Origin of the sequence: Curtobacterium sp. ME-Dv--P-122a (genome assembly GCF_030209645.1) — a bacterium.
In the GTDB taxonomy this organism is placed as follows: Bacteria; Actinomycetota; Actinomycetes; order Actinomycetales; family Microbacteriaceae; genus Curtobacterium; species Curtobacterium flaccumfaciens.
Map to the genome: position 1 here is coordinate 436,831 of NZ_JARVRO010000006.1, position 25,114 is coordinate 461,944.

The 25,114-nt window shown below is 67.7% G+C and carries 25 protein-coding genes and 1 pseudogene; 18 read left to right on the top strand and 8 right to left on the bottom strand.

Features of this window, described 5'->3' with window-relative positions; genetic code table 11:
• The first annotated feature begins 45 nt into the window (after positions 1 to 45).
• On the top strand, positions 46 to 939 hold the full coding sequence (locus tag QRN49_RS06945) for a ParA family protein (RefSeq protein WP_269149421.1): 894 nt from the start codon (positions 46 to 48) through the stop codon (positions 937 to 939).
• The gene (locus QRN49_RS06950; RefSeq protein WP_111022503.1) at positions 939 to 1,907 is read left to right on the top strand and encodes a ParB/RepB/Spo0J family partition protein; all 969 of its coding nucleotides are present in this window, start codon (positions 939 to 941) and stop codon (positions 1,905 to 1,907) included. The genes QRN49_RS06945 and QRN49_RS06950 overlap by 1 nt, the downstream gene beginning before the upstream one ends.
• A 624-nt stretch (positions 1,908 to 2,531) precedes the next feature.
• Here QRN49_RS06950 and QRN49_RS06955 read toward each other — a convergent pair.
• The 5 genes from QRN49_RS06955 to QRN49_RS06975 form a co-directional block, all read right to left on the bottom strand.
• Complete coding sequence (locus QRN49_RS06955) at positions 2,532 to 3,494, bottom strand: D-alanine--D-alanine ligase family protein (RefSeq protein ID WP_284754782.1); 963 nt, start codon at positions 3,492 to 3,494, stop codon at positions 2,532 to 2,534.
• Positions 3,495 to 3,554: 60 nt separating this feature from the next.
• Complete coding sequence (locus QRN49_RS06960) at positions 3,555 to 4,859, bottom strand: aminotransferase-like domain-containing protein (RefSeq protein WP_284754784.1); 1,305 nt, start codon at positions 4,857 to 4,859, stop codon at positions 3,555 to 3,557.
• A 150-nt stretch (positions 4,860 to 5,009) separates the two neighbouring features.
• Positions 5,010 to 5,336: a thioredoxin gene (gene trxA, locus QRN49_RS06965; protein WP_017887828.1), complete on the bottom strand. Its 327-nt coding sequence runs from the start codon at positions 5,334 to 5,336 to the stop codon at positions 5,010 to 5,012.
• A 66-nt stretch (positions 5,337 to 5,402) separates the two neighbouring features.
• Complete coding sequence (gene trxB, locus QRN49_RS06970) at positions 5,403 to 6,401, bottom strand: thioredoxin-disulfide reductase (protein WP_282818453.1); 999 nt, start codon at positions 6,399 to 6,401, stop codon at positions 5,403 to 5,405.
• 94 nt (positions 6,402 to 6,495) lie between these two features.
• The gene (locus tag QRN49_RS06975; protein WP_284754796.1) at positions 6,496 to 10,659 is read right to left on the bottom strand and encodes a DUF6049 family protein; all 4,164 of its coding nucleotides are present in this window, start codon (positions 10,657 to 10,659) and stop codon (positions 6,496 to 6,498) included.
• Between the two features lie 127 nt (positions 10,660 to 10,786).
• On the opposite strand from QRN49_RS06975, the gene QRN49_RS06980 reads away from it, so the two are divergent.
• The 10 genes from QRN49_RS06980 (at position 10,787) to QRN49_RS07025 (ending at position 18,914) form a co-directional block, all read left to right on the top strand.
• On the top strand, positions 10,787 to 12,226 hold the full coding sequence (locus QRN49_RS06980; RefSeq protein WP_284754798.1) for a CCA tRNA nucleotidyltransferase: 1,440 nt from the start codon (positions 10,787 to 10,789) through the stop codon (positions 12,224 to 12,226).
• A 176-nt stretch (positions 12,227 to 12,402) separates the two neighbouring features.
• On the top strand, positions 12,403 to 12,786 hold the full coding sequence (rpsF, locus tag QRN49_RS06985) for a 30S ribosomal protein S6 (protein WP_027466903.1): 384 nt from the start codon (positions 12,403 to 12,405) through the stop codon (positions 12,784 to 12,786).
• A 3-nt stretch (positions 12,787 to 12,789) separates the two neighbouring features.
• Positions 12,790 to 13,359, top strand: a complete 570-nt coding sequence (locus QRN49_RS06990; protein WP_027466902.1) for a single-stranded DNA-binding protein — start codon at positions 12,790 to 12,792, stop codon at positions 13,357 to 13,359.
• A 50-nt stretch (positions 13,360 to 13,409) separates the two neighbouring features.
• Positions 13,410 to 13,667 carry a 30S ribosomal protein S18 gene (gene rpsR / locus QRN49_RS06995; RefSeq protein WP_017887834.1) on the top strand — a complete coding sequence of 86 codons (258 nt, stop codon included), beginning with the start codon at positions 13,410 to 13,412 and terminating at the stop codon, positions 13,665 to 13,667.
• A gap of 14 nt (positions 13,668 to 13,681) precedes the next feature.
• On the top strand, positions 13,682 to 14,134 hold the full coding sequence (gene rplI / locus QRN49_RS07000; RefSeq protein ID WP_027466901.1) for a 50S ribosomal protein L9: 453 nt from the start codon (positions 13,682 to 13,684) through the stop codon (positions 14,132 to 14,134).
• Between the two features lie 569 nt (positions 14,135 to 14,703).
• Positions 14,704 to 16,068, top strand: coding sequence for a replicative DNA helicase (dnaB, locus tag QRN49_RS07005; RefSeq protein ID WP_031260130.1), 1,365 nt, complete (start codon positions 14,704 to 14,706; stop codon positions 16,066 to 16,068).
• A gap of 471 nt (positions 16,069 to 16,539) precedes the next feature.
• Positions 16,540 to 16,677: a hypothetical protein gene (locus QRN49_RS07010; RefSeq protein ID WP_181819313.1), complete on the top strand. Its 138-nt coding sequence runs from the start codon at positions 16,540 to 16,542 to the stop codon at positions 16,675 to 16,677.
• An 85-nt stretch (positions 16,678 to 16,762) separates the two neighbouring features.
• The gene (locus QRN49_RS07015) at positions 16,763 to 17,044 is read left to right on the top strand and encodes a hypothetical protein (protein ID WP_284754802.1); all 282 of its coding nucleotides are present in this window, start codon (positions 16,763 to 16,765) and stop codon (positions 17,042 to 17,044) included.
• A gap of 162 nt (positions 17,045 to 17,206) precedes the next feature.
• Positions 17,207 to 17,917, top strand: coding sequence for a restriction endonuclease (locus tag QRN49_RS07020; RefSeq protein WP_284754803.1), 711 nt, complete (start codon positions 17,207 to 17,209; stop codon positions 17,915 to 17,917).
• 472 nt (positions 17,918 to 18,389) lie between these two features.
• Positions 18,390 to 18,914, top strand: a complete 525-nt coding sequence (locus tag QRN49_RS07025; protein WP_284754804.1) for a hypothetical protein — start codon at positions 18,390 to 18,392, stop codon at positions 18,912 to 18,914.
• Positions 18,915 to 19,172: 258 nt separating this feature from the next.
• On the opposite strand, the gene QRN49_RS07030 is transcribed toward QRN49_RS07025, so the two are convergent.
• The gene (locus QRN49_RS07030; RefSeq protein ID WP_284754806.1) at positions 19,173 to 19,775 is read right to left on the bottom strand and encodes a recombinase family protein; all 603 of its coding nucleotides are present in this window, start codon (positions 19,773 to 19,775) and stop codon (positions 19,173 to 19,175) included.
• A 208-nt stretch (positions 19,776 to 19,983) separates the two neighbouring features.
• On the opposite strand from QRN49_RS07030, the gene QRN49_RS07035 reads away from it, so the two are divergent.
• The 6 genes from QRN49_RS07035 (at position 19,984) to eno (ending at position 24,190) form a co-directional block, all read left to right on the top strand.
• Positions 19,984 to 20,574: a universal stress protein gene (locus QRN49_RS07035; protein ID WP_284754808.1), complete on the top strand. Its 591-nt coding sequence runs from the start codon at positions 19,984 to 19,986 to the stop codon at positions 20,572 to 20,574.
• Positions 20,571 to 21,314, top strand: coding sequence for a 2,3-bisphosphoglycerate-dependent phosphoglycerate mutase (locus QRN49_RS07040; protein WP_284754810.1), 744 nt, complete (start codon positions 20,571 to 20,573; stop codon positions 21,312 to 21,314). Before QRN49_RS07035 ends, QRN49_RS07040 begins: the two co-directional genes overlap by 4 nt.
• A gap of 89 nt (positions 21,315 to 21,403) precedes the next feature.
• Positions 21,404 to 21,814, top strand: coding sequence for a CrcB family protein (locus QRN49_RS07045; RefSeq protein ID WP_284755151.1), 411 nt, complete (start codon positions 21,404 to 21,406; stop codon positions 21,812 to 21,814).
• Positions 21,811 to 22,182, top strand: a complete 372-nt coding sequence (locus QRN49_RS07050; RefSeq protein WP_055960823.1) for a fluoride efflux transporter FluC — start codon at positions 21,811 to 21,813, stop codon at positions 22,180 to 22,182. Before QRN49_RS07045 ends, QRN49_RS07050 begins: the two co-directional genes overlap by 4 nt.
• A complete protein-coding gene (locus QRN49_RS07055) occupies positions 22,179 to 22,694 on the top strand; it encodes an inorganic diphosphatase (protein ID WP_502868985.1) in 516 nt (171 codons plus the stop codon). The genes QRN49_RS07050 and QRN49_RS07055 overlap by 4 nt, the downstream gene beginning before the upstream one ends.
• Before the next feature lie 161 nt (positions 22,695 to 22,855).
• Positions 22,856 to 24,190, top strand: coding sequence for a phosphopyruvate hydratase (eno, locus tag QRN49_RS07060; RefSeq protein WP_284754819.1), 1,335 nt, complete (start codon positions 22,856 to 22,858; stop codon positions 24,188 to 24,190).
• Here the strand turns inward: eno and QRN49_RS07065 are convergent.
• Together QRN49_RS07065 and QRN49_RS07070 are read right to left on the bottom strand one after the other, a co-directional pair.
• Positions 24,175 to 24,828 carry a LysR substrate-binding domain-containing protein gene (locus tag QRN49_RS07065; protein WP_284755156.1) on the bottom strand — a complete coding sequence of 218 codons (654 nt, stop codon included), beginning with the start codon at positions 24,826 to 24,828 and terminating at the stop codon, positions 24,175 to 24,177. The two genes, eno and QRN49_RS07065, sit on opposite strands and share 16 nt — an antisense overlap.
• A gap of 69 nt (positions 24,829 to 24,897) precedes the next feature.
• A pseudogene (locus tag QRN49_RS07070) lies at positions 24,898 to 25,107 on the bottom strand (helix-turn-helix domain-containing protein); the annotation flags it as partial.
• Positions 25,108 to 25,114 lie beyond the last annotated feature (7 nt).

Here is a 25,114-nt window from a genome sequence, read left to right on the forward strand (position 1 = left end):
GCTCCGCGTTCCACGTGAAACATCGAACCGGGGAAGAGGCACTCGTTGAGTTCATCGACCGACTACGACGCGTCGACACCGCTCGCTCGCGAGATCGCCGACCTGAACCGTCGCCGGCGTGCCATCGCCACGCAGCAGTTCCCGCTCCCTTCTGAGACACGGATCATCACCGTCTCGAACCAGAAGGGTGGCGTCGGCAAGACGACCACGACCGTCAACCTGGCCGCGGGCCTCGCCCATGGTGGTGCTCGCGTTCTGGTCATCGACCTGGACCCGCAGGGCAACGCCTCGACCGCGCTTGGTGTCGATCACCAGGCCGAGGTCGCGAGCATCTACGACGTGATCGTCGACGAAGCACCGATGGCCGACACCGTGCAGGCCTCCCCCGAGTCGGACACGCTCTGGTGTGTGCCGGCCACCATTCACCTCGCCGGCGCCGAGATCGAGCTCGTGTCACTGGTGGCACGTGAGCAGCGTCTCCGGACGGCGCTCGACATGTACCTGCAGTCGCTGGACGAGCCGTACCACTACGTCTTCATCGACTGCCCGCCGTCGCTGGGCTTGTTGACGATCAACGCCTTCGTTGCCGCACAAGAGGTACTCATCCCGATCCAGTGCGAGTACTACGCGCTCGAAGGGCTGAGCCAGCTGCTGCGGAACATCGAGTTGATCGAGCGACACCTCAACCCGAACCTCCGAGTCTCGACGATCCTGCTGACCATGTACGACGGCCGCACGAACCTGGCGAACCAGGTGGCGAACGACGTCCGGGAGCACTTCGGTGACCAGGTCCTCAAGGCGATGATCCCCCGCTCCGTCCGCGTGAGCGAAGCACCGAGCTACGGGCAGAGCGTCGTCGCGTACGACGTGAACTCCACCGGGTCGCTGTCCTACCTGGAAGCGGCCGCCGAGATCGCAGCACGAGGAGCGAAGCACTGATGGCACCGAAGCGAACCGGACTCGGCCGAGGCATCGGCGCCCTGATCCCGACGGCGACCGATCAGCAGGACCGTCCCGTCGACGTGTTCTTCCCGACCGGTGGCTCGCCGGCATCCGCTCCGACGGCAGACGAGTTGGTGGCCGTGCCGGGAGCCCGTCTCGCCAACCTCAATCCGCTCGACGTGATCCCCAACGCGCAGCAGCCGCGGAAGGAGTTCCGCGAGGAGGAGCTCCAAGAGCTCGTGCACTCGATCCGTGAGATCGGTGTCCTGCAGCCCATCGTCGTCCGGCCGATCCCCGGCGCGACGGGCACCGAGCCGCAATATGAGCTCATCATGGGTGAGCGCCGTCTGCGGGCCACGAAGGAACTCGGCCTGAGCACGATCCCGGCGATCGTGAAGGACACCCCCGACGACGCAATGCTGCGGGACGCGCTGCTGGAGAACCTCCACCGGGCGCAGCTCAACCCCTTGGAAGAGGCATCGGCGTACCAGCAGCTCCTCGCAGACTTCGGGATCACCCAGGAGCAGCTCGGGCAGCGCATCGGTCGATCGCGCCCGCAGATCACGAACACGATCCGACTCCTGCGGCTCCCCTCCCCCGTGCAGCGGCGAGTGGCCGCAGGCGTGCTCTCTGCCGGACACGCTCGTGCCATCCTCGCCGCTCCGGACGCCGAGGCGATGGAGTACCTGGCCGAGAAGATCGTCAACGAGGACCTGTCCGTTCGTGCTGCTGAGGCGATCGCGCAGCAGCTGTCAGCCAAGACGCCGGCCACGAAGCCGAAGCCCGAACCGTCGAAGCGCCAGGCACACTTCAACGATCTCGCTGAACGGCTTGGTGATCGCCTCAACACGCGGGTGAAGATCGCGGTCGGTGCTCGCAAGAGTTCCGTCACGATCGACTTCGCGAACGGCGACGACCTCAACCGGATCCTCGGTGAGCTCGGGGTAGAGGACCTCGAGGGCTGAACCAGGCCGTATGCGGCGCTGCGCGGCGCTGTGAGCCCCTGCGACGGTCAGGCCGGGGTTGATGGACCAGCGACTCCTGTCGAGCGGTCTTGCGGCAATGCAGCGCTCGGGACGACGCCTTCGTCGGACGCGATCGGACTCAGCTGAGTTGGTCGTGTCGTGACCACCATCGGCTCCCCCTTCATGCCAGCGATCCGAGGGACGTTCTCTCGAGCGGTCGACCCGAGGTTCCCTGAGTTCGCTCTCGAGGTATCGTGTTCAGCTAGCCCGCTAGTCCAGAGCGGACGGTCGGACGCGCTATCTCGGATTGCCAGTTGAGGGGGTCGACGCTTCGATGCTTGCGCACAAGGGCGTCCGGCCGCGCACCCGTGGAGATTGAGGTCAAGGCCTCTCCGATTGTCTGTTCACGCGGTTCGGGCGCCTCGGCACCCGCCGAGCGCGCGGAGCGCCAACACAGGCGCTGAGTGAGGAACGTCACGGCGAGATGTTCCACGTGGAACACGTCGTCTCGCGGAGCAAGAGAGTCGCCTCATGCCGCCGTTCCACGTGGAACATCACGGCCCGTTCGAGGGGCAGGTAGAGAACACGTGCCGGTGTTCCACGTGGAACATCGGTCAGCAGCAGTCAGGCGCGGTGATCCCGGATGGCCTGCTCGGCAAGCTCGGCGTAGGTCCAGCCGAGGTCGAAACCGGACGCGGACAGCGCCTGCGGCAGCAAAGACGTCTCGGTGAGCCCAGGGAGCACGTTCGACTCGAGGAACCAGGGTGTGCCGGCCCCGTCGATGATGAGGTCGACGCGGGACAGATGCCGGAGTCCCAGAGCTACGTGCGCGGCTACCGCAGCCTCCGAGGCTGCTCCGGCGAACTCGCCGGACAGTCGTGCGGGGGTGTAGAAGGTCGTCTCCCCCGCGTTGTAGCGCGCTTCGAAGCCGTAGATACCGTTGCGCGGCACGATCTCCACGGCGGAGAGCGCCACAGGGCCGTCTCCGGTGTCGATGATCCCCACGGCGACCTCGGTGCCACGGATGAGCTGCTCGACCACGACGTCGTCGCAGTAGGTGTACGCCGTGACCATGGCCCGGGGCAGGTCCTTGACGTCGTCGACGAGGGTCACGCCCTGCGCACTTCCGCCGCGCGCCGGCTTCACGGCGAGCGGTACCGGGTGCTCGGTCGCGATGGCCTCGAGGACACCGACAGCGCCGAGCTCGCGGAATACGTCGTGGGAGAGCGTCACCGAACGAGGGGTACGGACGCCGGCGCGGGCGACCAGCGCTGACGCCGTGGGCTTGTCCCATGCCAACCGGGCCGACGTCGAACGTGAGCCGACGAACGGGATGTCCACGGCCTCCAGGATGCCCCGCAGGGCCCCGTCCTCACCGGAGGCGCCGTGCAGGGCCGGCCACACGACGTCCGGGCGTGATTCGGTGAGAGCCGGCAGGAGCATCGCGTCGGCGTCGCGCAGGTCGACCTGCCAGCCGTAGCCGGTCAGTGAGTCGGCGACCCGACGACCGGAGCGGAGGGAGACATCCCGTTCGTGCGAGATGCCTCCGGCGACGACGACGACGTGACGACGGGTGAGCTCGGCCATGCGGGGTCCTCCGGTGTGGAACTGCGGTGCTGTGCGATCAGTACCGAGGAAAAGCGCTGATCAGGAGATGTTCGGGGGCGGTGCACTGACGGACGACGTCTCGCGGACCACCGTGTTCGGGCGGGTGGTCGGGCCGAACGTCTCGATGAGTTCGAGTTCGTCGTTGACGACGTTGGCGAGTCGCTTGACGCCCACCCGGATCTGCTCCGGAGTCGGGTAGCAGAACGACAGACGGATGTGGCCGCCTCCGCGTCCGTCGGCGTAGAAGGCCGTGCCGGGCGTGTAAGCCACGAGCTCCTTGACCGCGCGCGGCAGCATGCCCTTGGAGTCGAGTGACTCGGGCAGGGTCAGCCAGACGAAGAAGCCACCGTTCGGCTTGGTCCAGCACATGTCGGGCAGGAACTCCCCCAGTGCGGACAGCATGGCGTCACGGCGCTCGGCGTAGATGCCCCGGAAGGTGTCGACCTGACCCTTCCAGTCCGCAGCGTCGAGGTACGCGTTCACGACGTACTGGCCGAAGGAGTTCGGCGCGAGCACGGCCGACTCGTTGGCGAGCACGAGCTTCTCGCGGATGGCGTGCGGCGCGAGTGCCCAGCCGACGCGGAAGCCCGGTGCGAGGGTCTTCGAGAAGGAGCCGAGGTACACCACGCCCTCTTCGTCGATCGATCGGATCGCCTGCGGCGCCGGCTCGTCGAACCAGAGGAGCCCGTACGGGTTGTCCTCGAGCACGAGGATGTTGTTCGACCGGCAGATGTCGAGCACCTCGATGCGGCGCTCGCGGCTCATGGTGACGCCGGCGGGGTTGTGGAAGTTCGGGATCGTGTAGAGGAACTTGATCCGCTTGCCCTGGGTGCGGAGGTTCGCGATCGCCTCGCGCAGCGCCTCAGGGACGAGACCGAGCTCGTCCGTCGTCACGTGCACCGTCTCGGCCTGGTACGACCGGAAGACCCCGATCGCGCCGACGTAGGACGGCGACTCGGCGAGCACGACGTCACCCGGATCGATGAACAGCCGTGTGACGAGGTCGAGGGCGTGCTGCGAGCCCGTGGTGACCACGACGTCTTCGGCGCTGGCACGGATGCCCTCGAGGCTCATGACGTCCACGATGTGCTCGCGGAGGGACCGCAGGCCCTGTCCGCCGCCGTACTGGAGCGCCATGGCGGAGTGCTCGCTCATGACACGGTCCAGGGAGCCCGTGACGAGCTCTCTGGGGAGCGCGGAGACGAACGGCATGCCGCCGGCCAGCGAGACCACTTCGGGGCGCGAGGCGACGGCGAACAGGGCTCGGACCTCGGAGGCGCTCAGCCCGGCGGTGCGCTGGGCGTAGGAGTCGTACCAGGGGTCGAGGCTGTTGCCGTTCGTCATCGAGTGCTCCGTTCAGTGGGACATTCCCGCCACACTACGACATCGTCCCGGAGAACCAGGGTTCCGCGACGGGGCCGATCGTCATCCGGTGGCTCCGGACGAGAACGGCCCCGCTCTCCGGGGAGAGCGGGGCCGTTCGGGTGGGGCGACCTACGCGAGGAACTCGGCGAGGTCGGCCTCGAGCGCGGGCTTCGGCTTGGCGCCGATGACGGTCTTGACGACCTCGCCGCCCTTGAAGACCTTCATCGCCGGGATCGACGTGATCTGGTAGTTCATGGCCGACTGGGGGTTGTCGTCCACGTTGAGCTTCACGATCTCGATCTTGCCGGCGTGCTCTTCGGCGATCTGGTCGAGGATCGGCGAGACCGCGCGACACGGGCCACACCACTCGGCCCAGAAGTCGACGAGGATCGTCTTGTCGGACTTGAGGACCTCGTCCGAGAAGGTGGCGTCGGTGACAGCCTTGGCGTTGGACATGTGTGCTCCTTCGAGAAGTCGTTCAGGGGGTACAACGGCGATGCCGTCGTGGTATTCCGAGGCGGGTCAGGCCCGGGCGGCGATGACGTCGACCATGGCCGGCTCGGTCGGGGCGACGCCCTCGGCCTCGTCCGTCAGTGCGTCGTCGAGCTCGGCGAGGTACTTCTCGGCGTCGAGCGCGGCGACCGTGCCCGAACCGGCAGCCGTGATGGCCTGACGGTAGGACGGGTCGATGACGTCACCGGCGGCGAAGACACCCGGCAGGTTGGTCTTCGACGAACGGCCCTGAACAGCGATCGTGCCCTCGGGCGCGATGTCGATCTGGCCGTGGATCAGGTGCGTGCGCGGGTCGTTGCCGATCGCGATGAACAGGCCGTCCAGCGCGAGCTCGGACTCCTCGCCCGTCACGGTGTCCTTGAGCGTGACGCCCTCGACCGCGGAGTCACCCGTGATGCCGGTGACCTCCTTGTTCCACGCGAACTCGATCTTCGGGTCGTTCATCGCGCGGTCCTGCATGATCTTCGACGCACGCAGGGAGTCCTTGCGGTGGATGACCGTCACCTTGTCGGCGAAGCGGGTGAGGAACGTCGCCTCTTCCATCGCGGAGTCGCCACCACCGACGACGGCGATGTTCTTCTGACGGAAGAAGAAGCCGTCGCAGGTCGCGCACCACGAGACACCGTGGCCGGACAGGCGCTCTTCGTCGGGGAGGCCGAGGTGACGGTACGCCGAGCCGGTGGCGTAGATGACCGCGAGGGCCTCGTACGTCTCGCCGGAGCCGACGGTGACCTTCTTGACCTTGCCGGTGAGGTCGACGGAGACGGCGTCGTCGTACAGGACCTCGGCACCGAACTTCTCGGCCTGTTCCTGCATCTTGATCATGAGGTCGGGGCCCTGGATCCCCTCGGGGAAGCCCGGGAAGTTCTCGACCTCGGTCGTCTTGGTGAGTTCACCGCCCGTCTCGACACTGGAGGCGACGATGAGCGGATTGAGCTCTGCGCGCGCTGCGTAGATGCCGGCGGTGAACCCGGCCGGGCCGGAACCGATGATGATGAGCTGGCGCATGCCTGATTGCCCTTCCGTTGCGTCTGACCGGGTCAACCCATCGTACCGGCGAGGCATTCCACACGCCCCGAGAGCGTGCGGTGCGCGGCTGGGATCAGCGGCCGAGCTTGCTGCGGAGCATCCGGACGGCGTTGCCGATCTCGCCGTTCTTCGCGACGACGAGGGCTCCGAAGTACACGGCTGCCATCACCGCGCCGGCGAGGACGAGGGTGATGGCCGCTCCGGTGAAGTCGGCCATCGCGAAGCCGCTCGCCGAGAACGACCCGAAGAAGTTCACGACGAGGAGTCCCACGACGCCCGCGATGAGCGCGGCGATGACGAACTGCACGTGCGAACGGGTGACCACGGGTCCTTCGATGCCACCGAGCCGCTTGCGGACGAGGACCAGGGCGACGATCGTCTGCGCGGTGCCCGCGAGGGTGGTGCACGCTGCGATCGCGACGCCGATCGCCTCGTTCGGGAGCGTGCTGACCGCGAGGGCACCGATCACGAACAGCACCGACTGGACGCACTGCATGAGGAACGGCGTCCGGTGGTCGTGCATCGCCCAGAAGACGCGCTGGATGATGAACAACATGCTGAAGAGCACGAGCCCCGGCATGTAGGCCAGCAGGACCGCGCCGATCGACAGCGCGCCGTCGAAGGTGTTGGAGAACATGCGTCCGAACGGCACGGCGACGACCATCAGCGCGATCGAGGCGAAGACGGTGAACAGTCCGACGATCCGCAGCGAGAGCGACAGGTTCTTCCGCACGGCGTCGAGGTCGCCGCGTTCGGCGTCGTGGCTCATCCGTGTGAAGTACGCCGTCGCGATGGAGACCGTGATGATCGAGTGCGGCAGCATGAAGAGCAGCCAGGCGTTCTGCAGCACCGCGTTGCCCGCGGCACCGGAACCCAGCGATGCGACGCGTGACTGCACGATGCCGGCCAGCTGGGTGACGAGGATCATCGCGAACAGCCAGCCGGCCGCCGTGCCCGTCGACTTCAGGCCGACCCCACGCCAGCGGAAGTCAGGTCGGAAGCTCAGGCCAGCCCGGCGCCAGAAGAACGGCAGGAAGGCGGCCTGAGCGAGGACGCCCAGGGTCGCACTACCGGCGAGGACGGCGATCTTGAGCGGAGTCCAGTCGTCGACGCCGGAGTTCGCGGCCCTGCCGCCGAACATGGCGATGAAGACGACGAGCCCGGCGATCGAGATGACGTTGTTGATGAGCGGCGCCCACGTGAACGGGCCGAAGACCTGCTTCGCGTTGAGGACCTCGCCGAGCAGGGAGTACATCGCGTAGAAGAGGATCTGCGGCAGGCACCAGAACGCGAACGCCACCGCGAGGTCGATCTGACCGGGCGTGAACCCCTTGCCCTCGCCCGAGGCGGTCTGCGCGTACACCTGCACGAGCAGTGGAGCGATCAGGGTCGCGACGACGGCGATGACGATGAACAGGGATCCGCCGAGCGTCACGATCTTGTTGACGTAGGCCGTGCCACCGTCGGTGTGCTGCTTCATCGCACGCACGATCTGCGGGATGAGCACGGCGGACAACAGGCCACCCGCGATCAGCGCGTAGATGTTGTTCGGGAGCTGGTTGGACACCGCGAACGCATCCGCCGCCGGTGACTGCGTCTGCCCGATCGCGTACGCCAGCACGAAGGTCTTCGCGAAGCCGAGGATGCGCGACAGCATCGTGCCGGCGGCCAGCATCGCGCTCGCCCGGCCGAGGCTGCGCTCGGCGACCGGCTCGGCGTCGACGTCGGGCTGGGGCTGGCTGGTGCTGATGGTCGGCTCCTCGGGGTCGCGGTCGTCCGCGACGGTGTTGCGTACGGCGTCGGACGGGAGGCGCGGCTCGGCCCCGGCGCGCACGATGGCGTCCCGCAGGGGGCCCTGGTCCACCGCCGTGGTCGTCTCTGCAGCCGGCGCTGCAGCCGGGACCGCGGCCGCGGCTCCGGTGGCCGTGCCGGCCGTGGACGCGGCCACGCTGGGTGCGGGGGCCGCTCCGGAGCGGTGATCCGTGCCTCCAGGCCGGGTGGTGGACGCCTGCGCGCCCCCGACCGTCGGCTGGACCGCAAGGGGGCGGTTCGGGTCGTCGTCGTCCTCGTCGTCGAGTTCGCCGTTGCGGCGGCGGATGCGCTTGCGGATGCTGCGGAAGATGCCGAAGCCGAAGATGCCGATCAGGGCGATCGCGGCGGCCGCGGTGATGACCGTCTCCCACTGCGCCTGCACGTTCAGCTCGACGGTCGCGGGCTGGGCCACGGCGACGCCGGTGGGGCTCGAGAGCGACATCGTCAGCTCGACCTTGCCGTTCGCGACCGACTGCACGGGGACGGTGGCACGGGTGGAGGAGTCGGGCTGGATCTCGACGACGATGTCGTTCCGGACCACCCGCAGCGCCGAGTTGGACGGCTGCACGGACAGGTGCACCGTGACCGGGTAGGCGGAGCTGTTGCGGATGGACACCGGCAGGGAGGACCGGTCGCCGAGCAGGGTGAGGCTGCTCGAGTCGACGATCCCGACCTCGGTGGTGCTCTTCGCCCAGGCGGCCGTGCGGGCCTCCACCGCGGCGGCGAGGCCCTGGTCGTCGTCGCGCCACGCGTTCGAGGCGAGCGCGAGCAGACGGAGCCGGGCCGGGGCGGTCAGCTGGTTCGGGTCGCCGAGGATCGTCGCGAACGCGGAGAGCCCCTGTTCCCCCCGCACGAGTCGCTGCAGCTGGTCGATCCGGGCCTCGCCGGTGGACGCGCTGGCGAGCGTGAGCGACCCGGCGACGGCCTTCGACGCGGTGGAGAGGTCGGCCGGGGCGACCCAGGCGGTGCTCTCGAGGGCGTCCAACGCCTGGCTGAGCCGGGTGGAGTCGGACGGCCACTCGCGCCCGAGGGTCAGCAGGATCGGCCCCGTGGCGGTGGCGGCACGGGCCGAGGTGGCCAGCGTCGCGGTGAGCTCGGACATCGTCGACGACCAGGTCTGCCGGTCGGTGGCGGCGGCGGCCCGGCGGAGCATCGACGACATCGTCTGGTCGGAGACGAGCACGTGGTCGTCGCCGATCTTCTCGGAAGCGGTGATGGTGGTGTCCGCGCCGGCCGAGGTGTTGCCGCTCGAGACGATGGTGGTCTTCGTGCCGGCACGCTCGAGGGCGGGCAGGTCGGCGGAGGACACCGTCCCCTCGGTCGGCCAGGCGATCGAGTCCATCGAGTACGGGAAGTCGAGCAGGGACTCCGTGGTCGGCAGCGTCTCCTGCGCCTGGTCGGCACCGTCGTCGGTCGTGGTGCCGTCGCTCGAGGCCTCGGTGGGGGCCGGCGACGAGGTCTGCCCCGGCGTGGCCGTCGGTGTCGGTGCCGGGGTCTCGGCGCCGGGGAAGTTCTCGGACTTGACGGACTGGTCGAGGGAGATCGGCGACAGGATGCCGTCGGACCCCGCCTGGCGCAGACCGGTGACGTCGGCGTCGGCGTAGGACAGCGCGAAGGTCTCGTTGCGCAGTGCTTCGAGACGCTGCAGCCAGGTGATCGCGCTCGACGGGGCGTTGTCGCCGAGGATCCGGATCGAGGCGATGATCCGCGGGTCCACCGCCACGGCGACGTTGTGGTCCTCGGCGGCGTCGAGCTGCTGCGTGAGCGTGCCGTCCACCGAGGTCGCCGCGGCCAGCACGGGGGCGGTGAGGATGCCGTCGGTCGACTTCGGCACGGTGATCGGCATCGCGACGGAGACGCTGACCGGGGCCTGTTCGAAGTCCGGGTACCAGGTGATCGCAGAGCGGTCGACGGCGAAGGCGTCGCCCGCCGTGTACTCGGCCGCGATGCGCCGGGCGCCGAACGAGGAGTACCCGCCGAGCGCCACGTTGCCGGAGACGATCTCGACCGAGTCGATGGTGATCGAACGGTGCGCCGGGATCGCCGGGATGTCCACGGAGTCCATCGGGGCGCCGAGGTAACCGGTCGTGGTGGTGTCGCTGAGCCAGCTCGCCAGGACGTCGCGCGTGCTCACCGAGCGGAAGATGTCGAACTCCGCGGTGCCGGCCGGCAGCGCCGCGTCGGTGTCGTTCGTGACGGTGACCGACAGGGTGAGGTCCTGGTCGCGCTGGACGACGCCACGGTTCGCGGGGGCGATCGAGATGGTCGCCTTGCCCGCGTCTGCGGCGGCCGGATCGGCGACGTGGCTCTTGGCTGCGGACACAGTGGCGGCCGAGGCGTGATCGGTGGCGACGGGCGCGACGACCAGGCCGAGCGCGACGAGGGTCGACGCGGCTGCGGCGAGCGTGGTGCGGAGCATCTGCATACGGGGAGCGGGCCACGGGGTCGGTTCGGGCCGAGCACGAGTGTATGAGGCGCGACCATGAACAGGTCCCGTGCGCGCGCGGCTTGTGGAGAACTCGGGGCCTCGATCTGGGAGGATGAGCACCGTCATGCAGTCCGTTGCCCAGGCCGTCGAACGACTCGACGCACTCGCCACCACCGAGCCCGTCGACCTCCTCGCTCGGGCTTTCGCCGACGCCGGGCACGAACTCGCCCTCGTCGGCGGCCCCGTCCGTGACGCGTTCCTCGGCCGTCCGGTGACCGATCTGGACTTCACCACCGACGCCCGGCCGGACGACATCCTGCGGATCGTCGAGCCCATTGCGAGTGCCACCTGGGACGTCGGTCGCCAGTTCGGCACCATCGCCGCACGGGTCGCCGGCGAGCAGGTCGAGATCACCACGTACCGCAGCGACGTCTACGACGGCGAGACCCGCAAGCCCGAGGTCGCGTTCGGCGACACCATCGAGGACGACCTGCTCCGTCGCGACTTCACCGTCAACGCGATGGCCCTGCGGCTGCCGGACCGCGAACTCGTCGACGTGCACGGCGGCGTCGAGGACCTGCTCGCCGCACGGCTCCGGACGCCCCAGACCGCGGTCGTCTCGTTCCGCGACGACCCCCTGCGGATGATGCGCGCGGCCCGGTTCACGTCCCAGCTCGGGTTCACCGTCGACGACGACGTGCGTGCCGCGATGCAGGAGCTCGTCGCGTCGATCGACATCGTGTCCGCCGAGCGCGTGCGCGACGAGCTCGTCAAGCTCCTCAACACCAGCGACCCCGTCCCCGGCATCCGGCTGCTCGTCGACACCGGCCTCGCCGAGCGGTTCCTGCCGGAGCTGCCCGAGATGCGGCTCGAGGTCGACGAGCACCACCACCACAAGGACGTCTACGAGCACTCCCTCACCGTGCTCGAGCAGGCCATCGGGTACGAGGCCGAGCGGCACGCCGGCGATCCCCCGGACACCGTGCTCCGGCTCGCGGCGCTGCTGCACGACATCGGCAAGCCCGCGACGCGCAAGCTCGAGCCCGGCGGCGCCGTGAGCTTCCACCACCACGACCTGGTCGGTTCCAAGATGGCGAAGAAGCGACTCCGTGCGCTCCGCTTCGACAACGACACCATCGCCGCGGTGTCCCGCCTGATCGAGCTGCACCTGCGCTTCTTCGGGTACACCGAGGGCGCCTGGACGGACTCCGCCGTCCGCCGCTACGTCCGCGACGCCGGACCGCAGCTCGAACGGCTGCACGAGCTCACTCGATCGGACGTCACCACCCGCAACCGCCGCAAGGCCGACCGGCTGGCGTTCGCATACGACGACCTCGAGGACCGCATCGAGGTGCTGTCCAAGCAGGAGGAGCTCGAGTCGATCCGTCCGGACCTGACCGGCGACGACATCATGCGGATCCTCGACATCCCGCCGGGGCGTGCCGTGGGCGAGGCCTACCGGTCCCTGCTCGAGGCCCGGATGGACGAAGGGCCCCTCGGGCCGGAGACGGCCGAGGAGCGCCTGCGCGAGTGGTGGAGCGCCCGCGGCGACACCGACGCCTGAGACGCGACCGCCTGCCGGGCGGAACCGCTCTCCACAGGCCGGTGGCGCGCCTCCAGGCAGTCCGGTAGGCTACCCAGGTTGCCCCTCGCGCACCTGCGTGGTCTGGGGCACATGCATCAACCCTCCTGCCCCGGGAACCGCCCGGGGCCGCTGAGACCAGAGGAGGTGGGTTCCGCATGCACCAGTACGAACTGATGGCGATCCTCGACCCCGAGATCGATGAGCGCACCGTCGCTCCCAGCCTGGACAAGTTCCTGGCCGTGATCCGCAACGCGGGTGGCACCGTCGACAACGTGGACGTCTGGGGCCGTCGCCGGCTCGCTTACGAGATCGCGAAGAAGTCCGAGGGCATCTACGCCGTCGTCGACTTCACGTCGTCGCCCGAGGCTGCCAAGGAGCTCGACCGTCAGCTCGGTCTCTCCGAGGCCGTGCTCCGCACGAAGGTCCTCCGCGCTGAAGAGGGCATCGCGCAGGTCGCCGCCCAGAAGCAGCGTGACGAGGCTCGCGCGGCCCGCAAGGCCGCCAACGCCTCCGCGACCGCGACCGCGAGCGCCGAGTAACCCGTGGCCGGCGAAACCGTCATCACGGTGGTGGGCAACCTCACCGCGGACCCCGAGCTGCGCTACACGCAGAACGGGCTCGCCGTGGCGAACTTCACCATCGCGTCGACTCCTCGCACGTTCGACCGTCAGGCGAACGAGTGGAAGGACGGCGACGCGCTGTTCCTCCGTGCGAGTGTGTGGCGCGAGTTCGCCGAGCACGTGGCGGGGTCGCTGACGAAGGGCTCGCGCGTCATCGCGCAGGGTCGTCTGCGTCAGCGTTCCTACCAGGACCGTGAGGGCCAGCAGCGCACGAGCATCGAGCTCGAGGTCGACGAGATCGGCCCGTCGCTCCGCTACGCGACCGCACAGATCACCCGCGCAGCGGGTGGCAGTGGCGGCGGTCGTGGCCAGGTCGGCGGCGGCGCCAGCGCCCCCGCGGGCAACGGCGGCGGCAACTGGAACAACAACGGTGGCGGTCAGTCGGACGCGCCCTGGTCTCCCCAGGGCGGCCAGCAGGGTGGCGGCAACGCACAGTCGAACGACGTGTGGAGCACCCCCGGCGGCAACTTCGACGACGAGACCCCGTTCTGATCCTCAGCGTTCCGACGGACACACAACTTTTCTTCTAAGGACAAATCACTATGGCTGGAAAGAGCACCGGCGACCGCCGGAAGCCTCGCGGCAAGGGCGGCAAGAACGCTGCTCCCGCGAAGTCGATCAAGGTCGGCGTCATCGACTACAAGGACGTTGCGACCCTTCGCAAGTTCATCTCGGAGCGTGGAAAGATCCGCGCCCGTCGCATCACCGGCGTCTCCGTCCAGGAGCAGCGCCTCATCGCCCGTGCCGTGAAGAACGCCCGTGAGATGGCGCTCCTCCCCTACGCCGGCTCCGGCCGCTGATCGGAGGTCGACACATGTCGAAGCTCATCCTCACCCACGAGGTCTCCGGCCTCGGTTCCGCTGGTGACGTCGTCGACGTCAAGAACGGCTACGCCCGCAACTACCTCATCCCCCAGGGCTTCGCTGTCGCGTGGTCCAAGGGCGGCGAGAAGCAGGTCGAGTCGATCCGTGCCGCGCGTACCGCGCGCGAGCTCGCCACCATCGAAGAGGCACAGGACCTCAAGATGAAGCTCGAGAACGCGACCATCACCCTGTCGGTCAAGGCCGGCAAGGACGGTCGTCTGTTCGGCTCCGTCCGTCCGGGCGACGTCGCTGACGCCGTCCAGGCGCAGGGCGTCGGCTCGCTCGACAAGCGCAAGGTCGAGGTCCCCGCGACCATCAAGACCGTCGGTGACCACGAGGCCACCGTGCGCCTGCGCGAGGACATCACTGCCGTGATCTCGCTCAAGGTCGTCGCTGCCAAGTAGCACTGACGTTCCGCTCCACGACGGGCGGGTCTCCTCCGGGAGGCCCGCCCGTCGTTGCGTTCCGGGGGCGGTCGCGCGGCTTCTCCCACGACTGTCGCTGACATGGTCACGGGCCTGGAGGCGCGGCTCGACTCGGGTTGGCTGGTTACGGTTCAGACGGGGTCGGGCTGGCTGGGAACAGGCCGAGAACTCTTCCCACAGGAGGGGTGCTTGTCAAGTCGTTTTACACAGTGGAAACGTGTCAAATCGGAACCTTCAAGGGGTACTTGAACCCCACTTTTCCACACATGGTGTGAAACAGGAAAGCCCAGTTCAAGCGGTCGAAAGTGTGTTCGTACGGGTGTTTTTCCACAGGTCCGTCCACAGTTCTCCACACAGCGCTCCGGCGTGTTCCGCAGGCTCTCCACAGAGTTATCCACAGGGCCGTTTGTTGGGGATAACTCTGGGGCCGTACGTTGGCCCAGCGACTCGAGGATGTCGGTTGCCGGGGGTAGAAACAGGGGTGCGGGTTCCGGCCGGTGGGTGCTGTCCCGCCGGTCCAGGTCCGTGTCGTCAACAGAGGAGAGCGTGTGTCGATCGCACATCTTGAGCCCGCACCGCAGGACTACGCGGAGCGCGGCATGGAACGCACCCCGCCGCACGACATGCTCGCGGAGCAGTCGACCATCGGTGGCATGCTCCTGTCGAAGGACGCCGTCGCCGACGTCATCGAGACCGCCCGTGGCGTGGACTTCTACGTCCCCAAGCACGAGGTCATCTTCGACGCCATCCTGTCGCTCTACTCGCACGGTGAGCCCACCGACGTCATCGCCGTCACCGACGAGTTGACCAAGACCGGACTGCTGTCCCGCGCCGGCGGCGCCGAGTACCTGCACAGCGTCACGAGCATGGTGCCGACCGCCGCGAACGCCGGCTACTACGCCGGCATCGTCGCCGAGAAGGCGGTGCTCCGCCGCCTGGTGGACGCCGGCACCCGCATCGTCCAGATGGGCTACGCGTCCGAGGGTGAGGTCACCGACCTCGTCAACAGCGCGCAGGCCGAGGTCTACAACGTCGCCGGTGGTGTGCAGACCGAGGACTACGTCCCGCTGACCGACGCCATCTCGGCCGCGCTCGACGAGATCGAGGCCGCCAAGGGCCGCGACGGCCAGATGACCGGCGTGCCGACCGGGTTCGCGCAGCTCGACGGCCTGACGAACGGCTTCCACCCCGGACAGCTCATCATCGTCGCTGCCCGACCGGCCCTCGGTAAGTCGACGCTGGCGCTCGACCTGTGCCGCGCCGCCGCGATCAAGCACGACCAGACCGCCGCGTTCTTCTCGCTCGAGATGGGTCGCGCCGAGATCGCCATGCGTCTGCTCTCCGCCGAGACCAGCGTGCCGCTGCAGAACATGCGCAAGGGCACCGTGGACTCGCGCGACTGGACCACCATCGCGCAGACCCGCGGCCGCATCAACGACGCCCCGTTCTTCATCGACGACTCCCCCAACATGACGCTCGTCGAGATCCGCGCCAAGTGCCGTCGACTCAAGCAGCAGCACAACCTGAAGCTCGTGGTCATCGACTACCTGCAGCTGATGACCTCGGGCAAGAAGGTCGAGAGCCGCCAGCAAGAGGTCTCCGAGTTCTCGCGTGCCCTGAAGCTGATGGCCAAGGAGCTCCAGGTCCCCGTCATCGCCCTGTCGCAGCTGAACCGTGGTCCGGAGCAGCGTGCCGACAAGAAGCCGGCGATCTCCGACCTCCGTGAATCCGGCTCCATCGAGCAGGACGCCGACATGGTCATCCTGCTGCACCGTGAGTCGGCGTACGAGAAGGACAACCCGCGTCAGGGTGAGGCGGACCTGATCGTGGCGAAGCACCGTAACGGACCGACGGACACCATCACCGTGGCGTTCCACGGGATGTTCTCGCGGTTCGTCGACATGCCGCAGTAGGCGCATGTGTCGCCACGCACAGAACTTGTCTCCTTCGCGTGCAACTTGTCGCCGGTTGGTGTCTCGGAGGGGAGACTCCATGGGTTGGTTCTGCAGATTGGATGATTTTTGGCTCGACAGTCGCAAACTGGCCGACCAGCGGTTCAACGGTCCTTCTCGTACCGTTCCGAGTGGAGACACGAGGTTCGAAACGAGCGGTGCGACGCGGATGGCGTCGGCATGGCCCGGGCGGCGCCGGCGCTCCAGCGCGACCGATGACTGCCAGTGACCCTCGGGATGTCGACCGTCATCGGTAGACTCCTGAGTACAAATAGAGCCCCGATCGGCTAGTTCGAGAATGGCTCTCAAATCGCAGATCGGGGCTGAGGTGTCCGGGAAGACTCCTCGACCTTAGAGGTTCGATGACCTCTACGCCAGTCCGCTAATCGGCGGACGGCGTGCTTCTGCGCAACCCCAGTAGGAGGTAAGCAGATGAGCAAAACCGGGAAGCCCAGCAGGACGGCGAAGCCGTCGAAGCAGGCCCTGTCGAAGGCAGGCCGGACGCTCGCATCCGACGGGTCGTCCAAGACGGCGAAGTCGAACGCGGGCTCGACGCTCGGGAAGGGCTAATCCTTCAGGGGTGGCGTGCGGCCACGCACGCCACCCCCTCTGCTTCCCCTGCTCGTCCCGCGGTAGCGCGGGGAGAGGAGCTGCGATGAGCAGCGAGAAGTTCAGGTTCGACGAGAAGGCGTTCCGCCGCGCAGTTGGCAAGCAGATCGACGCCGCTGTGAAGGACATCTCGGCGGAGCGCAACGCCGACATGAAGCGGCTGGAGGCCGAGTTCGGTGGGAAGCCGGTCGAGGTCATCAAGCCGGCGCTTCGTCGCGCATTTCAAAGGGACGGCGGCTCGCTCACCGAGCCGGAACTGACTAAGTACGCGGAAGCCATCCGCGATGGCGTGCAGATCCGCTTCCGACCGGGTCAGACTCGCTGGTGACCTGACCCCTGGGCCGGGTTAGTAACGCCCGGCCCAGGGTGCAGCACAAGCGGCTTGTGCTGTAAAAGGAGGAGCCGATGACTCGCCGTGGAGGGGCCGGCGCCAAGACGCCAGCGCTTCTTCCGAGCCGCCCCCTTCGCTCGTCGGTGGGATGCTTTAGAGATGGAACCGTGGCGCGCTTATCAAGAGGAAGCGGCTGCACACTTTCGCTCCCTCGGCATGACAGCTGATACGGATGTCTCACTTGTCGGCGTGAGGACTGGCCACAACGTCGATGTCGCTGTCTCCTTCCGCAGGGCAGGAATGGACTTCTTGTGGGTGGTTGAGTGCAAACACCACGCCAGACGTGTCTCGAAAGATCGTGTTCTCGCGCTTCGTGCGATCGTTGACGACCTTGGGGCGGACCGTGGTGTCTTGCTTGCCGAAAACGGGTTCCAGTCAGGAGCGGTGGCAGCTTCGACTGGAACTAATGTCTTAGTCACCTCGCTGCAGGAACTTCGCGCGGCGAGCATCGATGAGGTTCGCGAACTCGAACTCGAACAACTTGGTCGTCGCATCGACGCGGTTCGGGCCGCACTTCATGCTCGCGGAAGTCACCATCGCATGGAATCAGGCTTCGCTTCTCACGTGCCGAGTCCACCGAAAGAGCTATGGCCTACAGGGCACCTGGGCCTCGTGAGTTCACTCAGTGTTCTGGAGCGCGGCGCCAAGCAGGCGCGAGCGGGGCATAATCCGGCCGTATTTGGATGGCACGATGACGGCGAACGGCTGCTGCGTGCAACGCGCGATCAGTACGTTGAGGAAGCCTCCAGGCTTCTCACCCGGATCGAGAAGGTCGTTGAGGGATTACCGCACCTTGAAGACCGAAGCTGACGAGTTCGGGTCAACTCAGCGGCGCTCCGCAGTTCAATCCACGGTGTGGAGTGAACGACAAGTTGTCGTTTTGCAACGGAAGTCGTCGCGACTGACGACTAGCGTGTCTTTCCCAGGGTCCCCGACCGGCCTTTCGTGAGGGCGGGCTTGAAGGAAAGAGAAGGCGCTGGTCTGCCGAGCGCACTCCGACTACGAGGGCGGTGTCCTCGTGAGAGCGATCCGTACGTGCCTCGACTCGGAGCCAGTCGTTGAATTCCAACTGACCGCTCCGCTGGCAGCGCGGAGCGGGAACGCGTAGCAAGCGTCGCTCACTCGGCGCCCATCACTCGGGCCCGTTCTCCGCACCGGGCCTATTGCCGACGAGTGCCTCCAACGTCAGATCACCAATCTCGGCCTATGGCCAGTCGGCAGTCACACCAGCCCTCAGACGTGGGTACGCTCCAGGTCCGAAGGGGACGGTACCGTTCGGGGCGTGACCGAACTTGAGAAGCTTCGCGAGGCAGTCGAAGCGTTGAACCACTCGCCTGGCTGGGACTGGAACAGTTTCGTTAGCACTCTGATTGCGACCCTCGTAGGTGCTGCCGCCGCGGGGGCGGTGACCATCTGGGTACTCCGGAAGCAGCGTCGCGACGAGTATGAGCAGACCATTCGTGCAGCGTCAGTGCGCTGCGTCGAAGCGACCCTTCGACTAATGGAGGCTCGCGACGGATCCGACTCAGTGCGGGCCCGTCTCGCCCTAACGGCCGAATTGCATCTTCTCAGCGGAGTGATGGATAACGACGACAGTCGCTTCGCGCGGGCGCTGATCAGGCTCGTGACGGAGCTCGGGAGGTCCCGAGCGCCCGCGCCCGTCGGCCACCTCGTCGGCACCGTCTCCGCTTCAATCGCTGAGTTTCTCAGCCGACGAACGACAACAGAAGTGCATATCGATCGGCTCGCCGAGGCTCGCGAGGTACTGAAGAAGCTGATCGTTGAAGCCGAGGCTGACGCTGAGTAGACCTTCTTGGCCAAGGTCCCGTCCCGGAGCCCGCTGTCACAGACGTCTGGTTGATGTTCTTCGCGACCGTCTGGGATATCGAAAGGTCCCCTTCGCCCATGTCTGAGGCAGTGCGTGCTGGTGCTCCCACCGTCCGATGGGCGATCGGGGGCTTAGGAACGGGCGAGCCGTACGGCCTGTTCCGTGTGAGCAGCTTGGCTTTGTGTCGTCCTTATCGCCGTGACGAGTGTCGATGCCATCGCTTCTCTCCAGCGCTGACTACAAGCTCGGTGAGTGCTTCGACCGCCTCGCGGCGACTGGTTCAGTGTGGCGGGCGAGAGTCCGGTAGATAGTGGTGCGACTGACGCCGAGGACGTCGCCAATCTGCGCGACGGTCATGTCCCGCTGCTCATACAGCCGGCGCGCGGTGCGCACCTGGTCTGCGGAGAGCCGTGTCGGCCGACCGCCGCTCCGGCCGCGGGCGCGGGCGGCGGCGAGACCGGCATTGGTGCGTTCCTTGATGATGTCCCGCTCGAACTCTGCCAGCGCAGCGAAAACGTGGAACACGAGGCGGCCACCGGGTGAGGTGGTGTCGATGGTCTCCTGCAGCGACCGGAACCCGATCCCGCGCTCGGCGAGAGCGTGCAGCTGATCGATGAGGTGCCGGATGGACCGGCCGAGCCGGTCGAGTCGCCAGATGACGAGAGTGTCGCCGGGGCGGAGCTGATCGAGGAGCTTGTCGAGCTCGGGCCGGAGTTGAAGCGACCCGGACATGGTGTCGACGAACACGCGGTAACAGCCGGCGGCGTTGAGCGCGTCGATCTGCAGCGACGCGTCCTGGTCGGTTGTGGACACGCGTGCGTACCCGAGGAGGTGACCCATGAGGAGAACGTAGCAAAACTCGACCGGCAGGCACAGTAACGGGACGTAGATTCTGGGACTGAGTTTCGCAACAAGATGTGGGCAGCTTCGCTCCGTGTCGTCGGAATCACTTCCTTCGGTGTCGGGACATCACGGATGCGCGAGACGGCTCGCGTGACTTGGGGGTTCGGGTGCATACTGGTGATGTCTTCGGACCCGGTAGTGGGGCTTGCCGGACCCAACCTCGACAGTTGTCGACAACAGTCCCTATCTCAGCTGGTCGCGTTTCGGCGCGCCTGAGGTAGGGAGTGTCATGACAGCACCAATCGGTACCGGACCGGTCGTCGTCGGCGTCCCACCCGGCCTCGCGCCGGGGGTCATCGAGGTTGCGTCGTCCATCGCGCGCCGCTTCGGTACGACGCTGGTGTGCGTCAGCGTGGATGCATCGCTCATCGATGCCGGTACGCGCTCGGACGGGTCGGTGATGGTGGAACCAATCGACCCTGATACCGCTGACACGACACCGCAGGGCTTGTCGGACAGTGACGAGGCGGCAGTACGTGCTGCCGCAACGACCTACGGCGTCGACGTCACGTTCGTCCCGGGTGTCGGGGATCCGAGCCGGGCACTGTCGCAGGTGGCCGAAGACCGCGACGCGGCGATGCTGGTCGTCGGGGCCAGGACGGGAGCGGGTCGAATCGCGGAGTTCTTCACGGGGTCGGTCGCGGCACGGCTGACCCATCGACAGCACCGTTCAGTGCTCGTAGTGCCCGTTGATCCGGTCGGGTTCGATGCCCCACTGCCCTGGGACACCCCGTGACCGGCCAGCTTGTTCTGCTCCGCCACGGACAGAGCACCGCGAACGCTGCCGGCACCTTCACCGGCTTGCGAGACGTCGCGCTGACCAAACAGGGCAGCGCCGAAGCGAATCGGGCTGGGTTGCTACTTCTGCATGCCGGCATCCGAACGGACCTCGTGCTCACGTCGACGCTCGAGCGGGCGCTCCACACGGCGGAGCTCGTCACCGACGCCCTCGGACGTGATGCGCCGATCGAGTCGACGTGGCGGTTGAACGAGCGGAACTACGGCGCCCTCACCGGCATGTCCAAGCAGAATGCGCAAACGGCGTTGGGGGCGGAGCAGTTCTTCGCTGTTCGCCGGACCCGCACGGGTCGGCCGCCACGGATGTCGATCCGCGCGTGGCTGGCGCTCCGGCGGACGCCGGCGCTTCGTGGGCTGCCGTGGGCGGCAGTTCGTCGAACCGAAACACTCTCCGACGTCATCCGCCGGGTCCAACCCGTCCTGTCGGACCGCATCACCCCGGCACTCCGCGACGGGCAGACAGTGCTCGTCGTCGCACACGGCAACTCACTGCGGGCACTGTGTGCCTGCATGGACGGCCTGACCGACCGTGAGCTCGCGGACCTGAACCTCCCCACCGGCGAACCCCTGATCTACCGGTTCGACGGCGACGGAGGGTTCTGTCCGCGGGGTGGGGAGTACCTGCATCCGGCAGCACGAGCAGCAGCGGCAGCGGTCGCTGCGGAAGGTGGAACATGACCTCCCGAACGGACACGGACCTGCCCGATGGGCAGCTCCCGCCCGACCCGGACATCGACGCCAACGACCCGGAACGTATCGCCCGGCCAGTGCATCTGCGGTGGCGGTACCTCGGTGTCGTCGCACTCGGCGGCGCCATCGGTACCGCCGCACGCGACGGACTCAGCACCGCGTTCCCCGCTCAGCACGGAGTGTCCTGGGCCATCTTCTGGATCAACACCGCCGGCGCGCTCCTCCTCGGTGTGCTGCTGGAACACCTCGCGCATCGCGGACCTGACGAGGGTCGCCGCCGGACACTGCGCCTGCTTCTGGGAACCGGTGTCCTCGGCGGGTTCACCACCTACAGCACCCTCGCGACCAGCACCGCGGTGTTGTTCCTCGCCGGCCGCGGGTTGTCCGGCACCGGGTACGGGCTCCTGACGGTCCTCGCCGGCGCGATCGCCACCGGTAGCGGCCTCGCGATCGCGGGCTTGGTCCGACCGAACGGAGCCACCTCATGAGCGCCCTGGCCTTCCTCAGCGTCGCTGTCGCTGGCGGTGTCGGCGCGGCCGCACGGTTCTTCGTGGATGGTGCGATCAACCGGGGTCGGCAGTTCCGGCTCCCGGTCGGGACGCTGACGATCAACATCACCGGCTCGTTCCTGCTGGGCTTGATCACCGGCGCCGCCGGTCACCTCGGCGCTACCCCCGTCGCGGTGCTCGGAACAGGGCTCATGGGTGGCTACACCACGTTCAGCACCGCCAGCTTCGAGACCGTCCGCCTCGCACGCACCGGGCGCACCACCGCGGCTGCCGTGAACGGGCTCGGGATGCTCGTCGTCTCCGTCGCCGCAGCCGCCGGGGGCGTCACCCTCGGCACCCTCACTTGACCATCCGACTGGGAGAAGAACAGCTCATGCACTTCGACATCACGATCGAGATCCCCCGCGGCAGCGGCAACAAGTACGAGGTCGACCACGCCACCGGACGTATCCGCCTGGACCGGGCGGTGTTCACCAGCATGGTGTTCCCGCAGGACTACGGCTCGATCGACGACACTCTCGGCGATGACGGCGACCCCCTCGACGCGCTCGTGCTGCTGCCCCGGCCCACGTTCCCCGGCGTCGTCATCGACGTCCGCCCGGTCGGGATGCTCCGCATGGTCGACGAGAACGGCGGCGATGACAAGATCCTCACCGTCCCCGCCGGAGACGTCCGCTCCGACCACGTCCAGGACATCTCCGACGTCGCCGAGCCGGTCCTGGCGGAGATCGAGCACTTCTTCGCCCACTACAAGGAGATCGAGCACGGCAAGCACGTCACCACCAACGGGTGGGCGAACCGTGTCGACGCCGAAGCCATCATCCGCGCCGCACAGGAACGGTTCACCCCGCACCCCTGACCGGTACCCGCGCACCCGCGCACCCGCGCACCCGACACCATCCAGTGCGCGCCCTGAACCGCCGTGGGGAGGCAACTGGCGCCCAGTGATCGCCAGGAGGTCGTCCCTCCGCCTCCCCGCGGCCCACACCCGCACGACCAACCCGAAAGGCGACAACCGCCATGAACGACTACATCAGCAACGTCCACCACACCACCCACCATCAGGGCGAGTACGTGACCCACGCCAGCCGCCCCGTCACCATCAGCAGCCTGCACGGCTCCCGGATCCTCGACTCCCGCGGCTACCCGACGATCCAGGTGCGTCTCGAGCTCGAGGACGGCACCGTCGTCACCGGTGACGCCCCCGCAGGCGCATCCACTGGCGCGCATGAGGCTGTCGAGCTTCGCGACGGCGGCAGCAGCTACGGCGGCCGCGACGTGAGCCAGGCACTGCACCTCATCACGACGGACGTCGCACCGATGATCACCGGCCAGTCGTGGACCTCGATCGGGCAGGCCGACGCTGCCCTCGCTGCCCTCGACGGCACCCCGAACTACCGCCGGCTCGGCGCAAACAGTGTCGTCGCGACCTCGATCGCGATGGCACGCGCTCTCGCCGCCGCAGCGGAGCTGCCGCTCTGGCGTTGGATCGCAGACGTCACCGGCAGCACGCCCCGCCTGCCCGTCCCGCACTTCAACGTGCTCAACGGCGGAGCGCACGCAGCGAACGCGCTCGACTTCCAGGAGTTCATGATCGCCCCGGTGAACGCCGAGACCATGACCGACGCGGTTCGGATCGGGTCGGACGTCTACCACGCACTGGCGGCACTGGTCCGGGAACGGTTCGGCAGTCTCGGTCTCGGGGACGAAGGCGGCTTCGCCCCATCGATCGCCGCGCCCGAGGAGGCCCTCGACCTCCTCGTCGCCGCTATCAGTGCCGCTGGCTACGAGCCCGACGTGGCCACCGTCGCGATCGCACTCGACCCGGCGGCGAACGAGTTCGCGCTCGGTGACGGTAGCTACCGGGTCGTGGACCGCCGGCTCGACCGAGCAGGCATGGTCGACTACTACCGCGACCTCATCAGCCGGTATCCGATCCGGAGCATCGAAGACGGCTTCTCCGAAGATGACCACGGCGGCTGGAAGGCGATGTCGTTCGCGCTCGGCGACATGCTCCAGATCGTCGGCGATGATCTCTACGTCACCGATCCGCAGCGCATCCGCGATGGCGGGAAGGACGGGCTCTCGAACGCGGCGCTCATCAAGCCGAACCAGATCGGCACCGTTTCCCAGACCCTCGACGCGATCGGCGTCGCACGCTCGCTCGGGATGCGGAGCATGGTGTCGCACCGGTCCGGCGAGACCACCGACACGTTCATCGCGGACCTCGTCGTCGGCACCGGAACCGGACAGATCAAGTCCGGCGCACCCGCCCGCGGAGAACGCGTCGCCAAGTACAACCGGCTCACCGAGATCGCGGAGAACAATCCGGAGCTGCCCTACGGGCTGCGCTGACCCCGACCGGCCACCTCGTGGGCGACGCGCAGGAAAGCAGAACCAGCTGGCTGGGGCTCTCCCGACCAGATCGCCCGCAACGGCCGGGCAAGTGGCGGCCCAGCGAGCGGGACCCGCACCAGCGACCCGTCGTTGATGTCGGCGGCGACCGTGCGAAGGCTCATCACCGCCGGTGCAATTCCAGCCTGCGCGTTCGCCCGGATGATGCTCGTGGTCTCCAGCACCGCGGCCGGAACCGACATGCTCAAACCGGCCTCCCTGAGCCATGCGGCGAGGGTCGCGCGAGTCCCGGAACCCTCTTCCCGCAGGAGCAGAGCCGTCGCCGCCAGGACCTCCGCAGTGATCCCGGTCGACCGAGCCCAGGGATGGCCCGGCGCAACGACGACCGCGAGCTCATCGTCCGCGATCACCTGCGCGGACACACCTGCCGCCGTCACCGGGGTCTCCGTGAACCCGAGGTTCGCGCCACCCGACTGCACGAGGTCCGTCACCGCGGCGGAGTTGCCCGCGATCAGACGCACCCGCACGTCGGGTTCGCGGCGGCGAAATTCGAGCAGCCAGCCCGGCAGCAGCAGCTCCGCGATCGTCTGTGACGCTGCGACGACGAGCGAACCCGTGGGAGCCCGCAGCGCAGCCACTCCTGCCTCGAGGTGGCGAGACGCGTCGAGGACCGGTCCGGCCAGCCCGACGACGAGCCGGCCGGTCTCGGTCAGCACCGACCCCGTGGTCGAGCGGTGCACCAACAAGTGACCGACCATGCGCTCGGCGACCCGGATCCGAGCAGACACTGCCTGTTGCGTGACGCCGAGCGCTCCAGCGGCAGCGGAGAGGGAGCCGGTCTCAGCGACGCGTGCGAGCACGTCGAGTGTGTCGAGGTCGAGCGTTCGGTCCATGAGTCGCCGTAGTGCCACAATCATTGATTGT

Excerpts from the sequence above, each read along its gene's own strand:
- rplI (WP_027466901.1), top strand. The coding sequence starts at position 13,682 with ATGTCGAAGCTCATCCTCACCCACGAGGTCTCCGGCCTCGGTTCCGCT.
- rpsF (WP_027466903.1), top strand. The coding sequence starts at position 12,403 with ATGCACCAGTACGAACTGATGGCGATCCTCGACCCCGAGATCGATGAG.
- QRN49_RS06950 (WP_111022503.1), top strand. The coding sequence starts at position 939 with ATGGCACCGAAGCGAACCGGACTCGGCCGAGGCATCGGCGCCCTGATC.
- QRN49_RS07015 (WP_284754802.1), top strand. The coding sequence starts at position 16,763 with ATGAGCAGCGAGAAGTTCAGGTTCGACGAGAAGGCGTTCCGCCGCGCA.
- trxB (WP_282818453.1), bottom strand. The coding sequence starts at position 6,401 with ATGCGCCAGCTCATCATCATCGGTTCCGGCCCGGCCGGGTTCACCGCC.
- QRN49_RS06975 (WP_284754796.1), bottom strand. The coding sequence starts at position 10,659 with ATGCAGATGCTCCGCACCACGCTCGCCGCAGCCGCGTCGACCCTCGTC.
- QRN49_RS07030 (WP_284754806.1), bottom strand. The coding sequence starts at position 19,775 with ATGGGTCACCTCCTCGGGTACGCACGCGTGTCCACAACCGACCAGGAC.
- QRN49_RS07010 (WP_181819313.1), top strand. The coding sequence starts at position 16,540 with ATGAGCAAAACCGGGAAGCCCAGCAGGACGGCGAAGCCGTCGAAGCAG.
- trxA (WP_017887828.1), bottom strand. The coding sequence starts at position 5,336 with ATGTCCAACGCCAAGGCTGTCACCGACGCCACCTTCTCGGACGAGGTC.
- QRN49_RS06955 (WP_284754782.1), bottom strand. The coding sequence starts at position 3,494 with ATGGCCGAGCTCACCCGTCGTCACGTCGTCGTCGTCGCCGGAGGCATC.
- QRN49_RS06980 (WP_284754798.1), top strand. The coding sequence starts at position 10,787 with ATGCAGTCCGTTGCCCAGGCCGTCGAACGACTCGACGCACTCGCCACC.
- QRN49_RS07050 (WP_055960823.1), top strand. The coding sequence starts at position 21,811 with ATGAGCGCCCTGGCCTTCCTCAGCGTCGCTGTCGCTGGCGGTGTCGGC.
- QRN49_RS07020 (WP_284754803.1), top strand. The coding sequence starts at position 17,207 with ATGGAACCGTGGCGCGCTTATCAAGAGGAAGCGGCTGCACACTTTCGC.
- QRN49_RS06960 (WP_284754784.1), bottom strand. The coding sequence starts at position 4,859 with ATGACGAACGGCAACAGCCTCGACCCCTGGTACGACTCCTACGCCCAG.
- rpsR (WP_017887834.1), top strand. The coding sequence starts at position 13,410 with ATGGCTGGAAAGAGCACCGGCGACCGCCGGAAGCCTCGCGGCAAGGGC.
- eno (WP_284754819.1), top strand. The coding sequence starts at position 22,856 with ATGAACGACTACATCAGCAACGTCCACCACACCACCCACCATCAGGGC.